Source organism: Kordia jejudonensis, from assembly GCF_001005315.1.
GTDB classification, from domain to species: Bacteria; Bacteroidota; Bacteroidia; order Flavobacteriales; family Flavobacteriaceae; genus Kordia; species Kordia jejudonensis.
This window is the reverse complement of the sequence record NZ_LBMG01000016.1, coordinates 117,575-123,705: the sequence shown is the minus strand read 5'-3', so window position 1 is coordinate 123,705 and position 6,131 is coordinate 117,575. Positions and strand designations below refer to the sequence as shown.

At 33.0% G+C, this 6,131-nt stretch carries 7 protein-coding genes; 4 read left to right on the top strand and 3 right to left on the bottom strand.

Translation table 11 applies throughout. The features are described from left to right. Positions 1-55: 55 nt before the first annotated feature. The 3 genes from AA089_RS10730 to AA089_RS10720 all read right to left on the bottom strand — a co-directional run bounded on the left by AA089_RS10730 (position 56) and on the right by AA089_RS10720 (position 2,424). Complete coding sequence (locus AA089_RS10730; protein WP_046756943.1) at positions 56-787, bottom strand: thioredoxin family protein; 732 nt, start codon at positions 785-787, stop codon at positions 56-58. Between the two features lie 174 nt (positions 788-961). Beyond that, entirely contained in the window at positions 962-1,429 is a 468-nt protein-coding gene (locus AA089_RS10725; RefSeq protein ID WP_046756942.1) for a hypothetical protein, read from the bottom strand. Positions 1,430-1,506: 77 nt separating this feature from the next. Further along, positions 1,507-2,424 (bottom strand): hypothetical protein, encoded by a 918-nt coding sequence (locus AA089_RS10720; protein WP_046756941.1) that lies wholly within the window; start codon positions 2,422-2,424, stop codon positions 1,507-1,509. Positions 2,425-2,558: 134 nt separating this feature from the next. Here AA089_RS10720 and AA089_RS10715 point away from each other — a divergent pair, with 134 nt between their 5' ends. The 4 genes from AA089_RS10715 to AA089_RS10700 all read left to right on the top strand — a co-directional run bounded on the left by AA089_RS10715 (position 2,559) and on the right by AA089_RS10700 (position 6,128). Continuing rightward, positions 2,559-3,479, top strand: a complete 921-nt coding sequence (locus tag AA089_RS10715) for a DUF4349 domain-containing protein (RefSeq protein ID WP_046756940.1) — start codon at positions 2,559-2,561, stop codon at positions 3,477-3,479. Between the two features lie 98 nt (positions 3,480-3,577). Further along, the gene (gene pncA, locus AA089_RS10710; protein WP_046756939.1) at positions 3,578-4,207 is read left to right on the top strand and encodes a bifunctional nicotinamidase/pyrazinamidase; all 630 of its coding nucleotides are present in this window, start codon (positions 3,578-3,580) and stop codon (positions 4,205-4,207) included. Between the two features lie 112 nt (positions 4,208-4,319). Continuing rightward, complete coding sequence (locus AA089_RS10705) at positions 4,320-4,919, top strand: SprT-like domain-containing protein (protein WP_046756938.1); 600 nt, start codon at positions 4,320-4,322, stop codon at positions 4,917-4,919. 132 nt (positions 4,920-5,051) lie between these two features. Continuing rightward, positions 5,052-6,128 (top strand): mannose-1-phosphate guanylyltransferase, encoded by a 1,077-nt coding sequence (locus AA089_RS10700; RefSeq protein WP_046756937.1) that lies wholly within the window; start codon positions 5,052-5,054, stop codon positions 6,126-6,128. Positions 6,129-6,131: the final 3 nt, after the last annotated feature.

Sequence of the window (6,131 nt, the reverse complement as noted above, 5' to 3'; positions counted from 1 at the left end):
TAAAATTTATACTTTTACAAACATAGGAGCGTTCTAACATCTTTTCTAAAGCAACCTACATTTCCTCAATAATCTTCTCAATCAATTCTGTAGTAGATCCGTAACTTAATCCTTCATCTTTTGCAATATCAATTGCTTTTTTAGCCGTTTTTAACGCTTTGGCATAATTTCCTGTTTTGTACAACAATGCAGCATGTGTATCCACATTATAATAGGTTGCTTCCAACTCAATAGAACGTTCTACAGCTTTGATCGCTTTTAATAATATTTTGACATCATTATGGTTTTTATAAGCGTTCCATGCCAATGAATTTAATTTAGAAGAATCATTCCAAATTTTATCAATATTAGTTTGACTAAAATCATTTACATCAAAATCATCAGAAGCGTTCGTAGAAACGGTCGTGCTATCATCGCCGCCCATGTATTTCTTTATTAAGTTTTCCATTTTAGTTTTACTCATGGCACCTTCAATCTGCTCTAAGTTAGAACTGTTGTAAATGAACAAATAAGTTGGCATTGCCGAAATTCCCAAAGCATCATCTACTTGACTTTTATCAACATCAATTTTATAAAAATCTACACGATCCTTATACTTTTTGTCCAATTGTTTCATAATTGGATCCATACGTTTACATGGTCCGCACCAAGTGGCATAAAAATCTAAGACGATCAATCGGTCATTGTCGACCAATAATTTCGATTCGGCGTCATCATCCGATAACTCAGTTTGCGCAAAGGAGGGAAATGCAACACAAAGCATTAAGAACAGCAATACTTTTTTCATAAGTGATACTTTTTATTTTTTGTTAAATTATGGAAAAAATTAGCACTAGAAAAAAAATAATATACATTTTAGATGTAAATGCGTAATTTTTAGTTATTTGAAGAACGCTCACAACGATCAAAAATTGTTTCCGTATAAATTAAATTGTGATACACTCAACAATTCAACATTTTATCAATCTAAACGCTCAAACGTAAACGTTGTATTTCTTTTTACCTGATTGTCAATAATAACCATCGTATTTTTCATTACAACCAATGCGCTATCTTTTTGCATGTATTTCGAATTGATTACTGATGTATAAACGACTGCTAACGTTGTAATACTGTCATTTCGTTTGGAGAATTTACTAGAAATATCAATATCTTTAATTTCAATTGTTTGGATAGAATCCGAAAGCATGAATTGAAACTTCTTTGAATCGGCCAATTGTTCTGCAATTGCTTTTGCAAACTCAGGATGTTTAACAGCTAAAATTTTAGCTTCGTAATTTGCTTGCAACTTTGCTGAAATCTCAGTAGTTAGAAATTTCAACGAAAAATCAAATTCTGGTATTTTAGTGTCTGTTTTTTCGTCAGCATCATCAGATACATTACTTTCATCTGCTTTAAAACTTTCAGTTTCTACTGCTTCTTCTTTCATAATTGCATTCTCAGACTTTGTATTATTCGCACATGAAAAACACAACAGGAAACTTACTATGTACAAAATATTTCTCATCATTGAATCATAAATTTAAGTTTCACAATTTGATCATTCTCATATACTTTATCAAGAATTTGCAGCTTTTTCAAACTACTAGTCGGAATCGTTAATAAGTTGATAAATTCCTTTTTGGTGTAAATTTCAATACCAATATTATCTTTAAAAAGACGATAAATCTGTACATCGTTCGAAATTAACGCATTCAATTGATCGCGTCGTTTTTTCCAATCATCTTTGTTTCCATTGGCATAATACAACAACATTAATGCGTAGTCATCAGTTTGTACTTGAACCGTTTTATGTGTGCTCGAATTGATATGTCGCACAATCGTATCTGTCTTATGATAGGGCGATTTCACAACGAATTTTAATTCTTTTTCGGGAGTTGTATAAGAGAAACAACCCAAACTGTCGGTTTTAAAATATAACGACGATTCATTGGTTCTAATAATCTCAATATCTAAGGAAATATTCGTAATCGCTTCTCGCTGATCGGCATCTGTAAAACAAAATGAAAAGGTGTTTTCTTTTGGATATAAGCTATAAAAAACAAGAATAATAATTGGTAAAAATATGATCAGCCAAACAAACTTTCGAGAAGGTTTTCTAGTTTTTTTCGCTTCAATTTCGATTTCAGTTTCAGTTTCAGCGTGTTTTTGTACAAAATCAGTCCAATTATCATAACCAACATACACACTCAACAAATTGAGCATGTCTACACGTGGCAACTTTTCGGCATCATTTTTAATATACGTGTAAAACCATTTTTCACTAATACTTCCTTTAGTTTTAGTACGCAAATCTTCTTGAAAATCTGTAATTGTAGCACCTTTCCACTCGCGAATATTACTTGAAGCGGCATGCGAACCCAAAAAAGTAGTCGCAATTTCTTGTTTCAGTACTGAAAAATAATATGTCTTCTCTGTGTTCAATTAAAGTGTAAAAATCAGATAATCAATGTTTTGTAATTTGTAAACTAATTTACAAAGCTGTTACAAGTCATTTACAAAGCTTCTTGGCGAAACTCCGATAGGTTTGTATTCGTAATCCTTAAAAATATAAAATTATGAATGCAATCACAGTAAAACAAATCGTAAAATCATACTTTTTCCTATTTCTATTTTTCTTCACAATATCTTGTCATCAAAATGATGCAGCATTAAAAGAAGAATTATCAATAGAAAATGTTGATCTCAGAAATGATTATGATGGCGTAAATGAAAGTTCAGCAAATGCGGACGATGTAGATGGCGATTTTAAAGTTGACACAAAAGGTTTAACGTCTTCGCAAACGGATCAAATGCTCGTTTCTAATATTCCAGCCAATCTAAAAATCATTAAAACGGCAAGTACACGCTACAAAGTAAAAAATATTGATAAGGCGCTGCGTGATATCAAACAAGCGATGTATGTCAATGGAGGATACATTTCTGAGTTGCGATACGATAAAAACTATCAGGAAAAGCAAAACAGATTTACCATAAAAATTCCAAAAGAAAACTTTGATGTCATGCTTGATGGAATTCAAAAATTTGCAGAAGAAACCGATTATGTAAACATTTCTACAACAGATGTTACGGAAAAATACATGGACGCGCAAAGTCGTTTGAAAACCAAACTAGAAGTCAAAGAACGTTTAGAAACGGTATTGCGTAAAAATGCAAAAACGGTAAAAGACATCTTGAACACGGAAAATCAATTGCGTATTCTTCAGGAAGAAATAGAAGCTGTGCAAGGAAAAATAAAATACATGAGTAGTCGCGTTGCTTTCAGTACCATTCAGGTAGAAATTTACGAGACTATTACCTACAAAAAAGAACCAGTTGCCTATAAAAAAGGATTTGGTGCAAAAGCAAAAGAAGGTTTGTCAGCAGGTTGGGAATTCATTCAAGGAATTGCGATTGCACTCATATACATTTGGCCAATACTATTACTGGCAATTATTGGAATGGTACTTTTTAGAAGATGGAGAAAAAGTAGAAAGTAATTTGTTATTTGTAAGTTATGTTTTGATGGTAAGTAAGATTTTTATAGATTTATCAGTAAGTGAAATATATAATTTTTTAAAACTTAAAACCTCAATTTATGAATTATGAAAAAAGTGCACTACTAGTTATTGATATGCAATATGATTTCATGTTGGATGGTTCTCTTGAAGTTAAAGAAGCGAATGATCTTATTCAACCTATAAATGATCTTATGAAACTCAATTGGAATTTGGTTGTAGCTTCTAAAGATTGGCATCCAGAAAACCATATTTCTTTTGCCTCAAATCATGAAGGATGTAAACCGTATGATGAGATTATTTTAGAAGATGGAACAAAACAAATATTATGGCCAGATCACTGTATTCAAAATAGCTCAGGAGCCGAAATTCATGCAGAAATGGATCAAAGCTGTATTGATGAAATTGTACTAAAAGGACAAAATCCTAATGTAGATAGTTATTCAGCTTTTTTTGACAACAATCATCTTGAAAAAACAGAAATGGATACGATATTAAAAGCGAATGGTATCGAAAATATATATGTAGTTGGACTTGCTCGTGATTTTTGTGTAAAATGGACAGCAATGGACGGGCAAGAACTTGGATATAATTCATACTTTGTGATAGATGCCACGAAAGCTGTAGACCCAAGTACGGATGATGAAGTTATCAAAGAATTGAAAGAATCTAACGTAACAATTATTAAAATTAGCGATATACAGTATTAATCAACCCTTATTTTATAAATCAACGGCAACCGATAACTTACATTCCGTGAATTGTCGGTTGTCCTATTTGTGAATATTATCTCCTTTCAAAACAAATTGTTACTTTTGAAACGTGAAAGATATTTTAGCCAAATACATTCCTGAACGTGCCGTTGATCCAACTTTTGAACTAATTAAGCAGTATCAAGTACACTTAAAAATTGTAAATCAGCGTGTTACGCGACACGGAGATTACCGAAGAATGCCCGATGGACGCCATATCATTACCGTAAATGCAGGCGAAAACAAATACCGCTTCTTCGTAACCTTAATTCATGAAATAGCACATTTAGTGGCTTATGAAGAGTTTGGGCGACGCATAAAACCACATGGAATTGAGTGGAAACGCACTTTTCAGCGACTCATGTTACCATTCATTAATCCGCAAATATTTCCTACCAGAATATTACCAATTGTTGCCAATCATTTCAAAAATCCGAAAGCGAGTAGTGATACAGATGCAAAATTTGCGTTAGCGCTCAAACAATACGATCCTGAAAATGATAAAAACTATGTGTTCGAAATTCCACACGGAAGTACATTTCGTTTGCACAACGGTAAAATCTTCAAACGCGGAAACAAACGTATAAAACGCTATGAATGTCAAGAAATTTCCACCGGACGTATTTACTTATTCAATCCAAATGCGGAAGTAGAATTGTTACGGAGCTAGCTTCAAAACTACAAATCCAACCTATTCATCGGTACCAAGCCGTTAATAATCTACAGTTTTGTTAATTATTTCAGCAATCTGTATTATATTGCTTACGTAACGGTAAAACTTACCAATAGAATACACATAACAATGAACAAGAATTATTACGCAATTCTCATGGCTGGCGGTGTTGGATCGCGTTTTTGGCCTGTAAGTACATCCAGTTTTCCAAAACAATTTCACGACATGTTAGGAACTGGCGAAACGCTGATTCAAAAAACATTTAGCAGGCTAAGCAAACTGATTCCAAAAGAAAATATTTACATCTTAACCAATGAAAAATACAACGATTTGGTGTTAGAACAATTGCCCGATGCAACGCAACAACAAGTTCTATTAGAACCTGCCATGCGAAATACGGCACCATGTATTTTATATGCTTCGTTAAAAATTCAAAAGTTGAATCCAAATGCTGTCATGGTTGTTGCGCCAAGCGATCACTGGATTGAAGATGAAAATGCTTTTATCAACAATTTACAAGCTTCGTTTGACAAATGTGAAAAAGAAAACGTATTGATGACCTTGGGAATTCAACCTACATTTGCCAATACAGGATATGGATACATCAACTTTGAAAAAAGTGAAAACGCCATCAAAAAAGTACATCAATTCACAGAAAAACCAAACTATGAAACGGCAAAACAGTTTCTAGAAAGTGGAAATTATTTGTGGAATGCAGGTATATTTATTTGGAGTGTCAATACCATAACAACAGCTTTTCAAAACTTTCAACCCAAACTGTACGAACTATTTGATGAAGGTGCAACCGTCTACAATACAGACTTTGAAGACGATTTCATTCGTGACAATTACGGTCGAGCCGAAAACATCTCGATTGATTATGCCATTATGGAACATGCATCGCAAGTGTATGTATTGCCTGCAACTTTTGATTGGAATGATTTGGGAACGTGGGGAAGTTTATATGACAAGCTTGACAAGAAAGAAAACGGAAATGCTGTAGTAAATGCGCAAACAGTTTTACAAGATGCTAGCGGAAATATGATTAGAACCGCAGGAAAAAAAGTCGTGGTTATTGATGGATTAAATGATTATATTGTCGTAGATAAAGAAGATGTATTGCTTATTTACCCAAAAACAAAAGAGCAAGACATAAAAAAAGTATTGCAAAAAGTAAAAAATAAATTTGGTGAACATTACGGATAAAAT

Excerpts from the sequence above, each read along its gene's own strand:
- AA089_RS10730 (WP_046756943.1), bottom strand. The coding sequence starts at position 787 with ATGAAAAAAGTATTGCTGTTCTTAATGCTTTGTGTTGCATTTCCCTCC.
- AA089_RS10725 (WP_046756942.1), bottom strand. The coding sequence starts at position 1,429 with ATGAAAGAAGAAGCAGTAGAAACTGAAAGTTTTAAAGCAGATGAAAGT.
- AA089_RS10715 (WP_046756940.1), top strand. The coding sequence starts at position 2,559 with ATGAATGCAATCACAGTAAAACAAATCGTAAAATCATACTTTTTCCTA.
- pncA (WP_046756939.1), top strand. The coding sequence starts at position 3,578 with ATGAATTATGAAAAAAGTGCACTACTAGTTATTGATATGCAATATGAT.
- AA089_RS10700 (WP_046756937.1), top strand. The coding sequence starts at position 5,052 with ATGAACAAGAATTATTACGCAATTCTCATGGCTGGCGGTGTTGGATCG.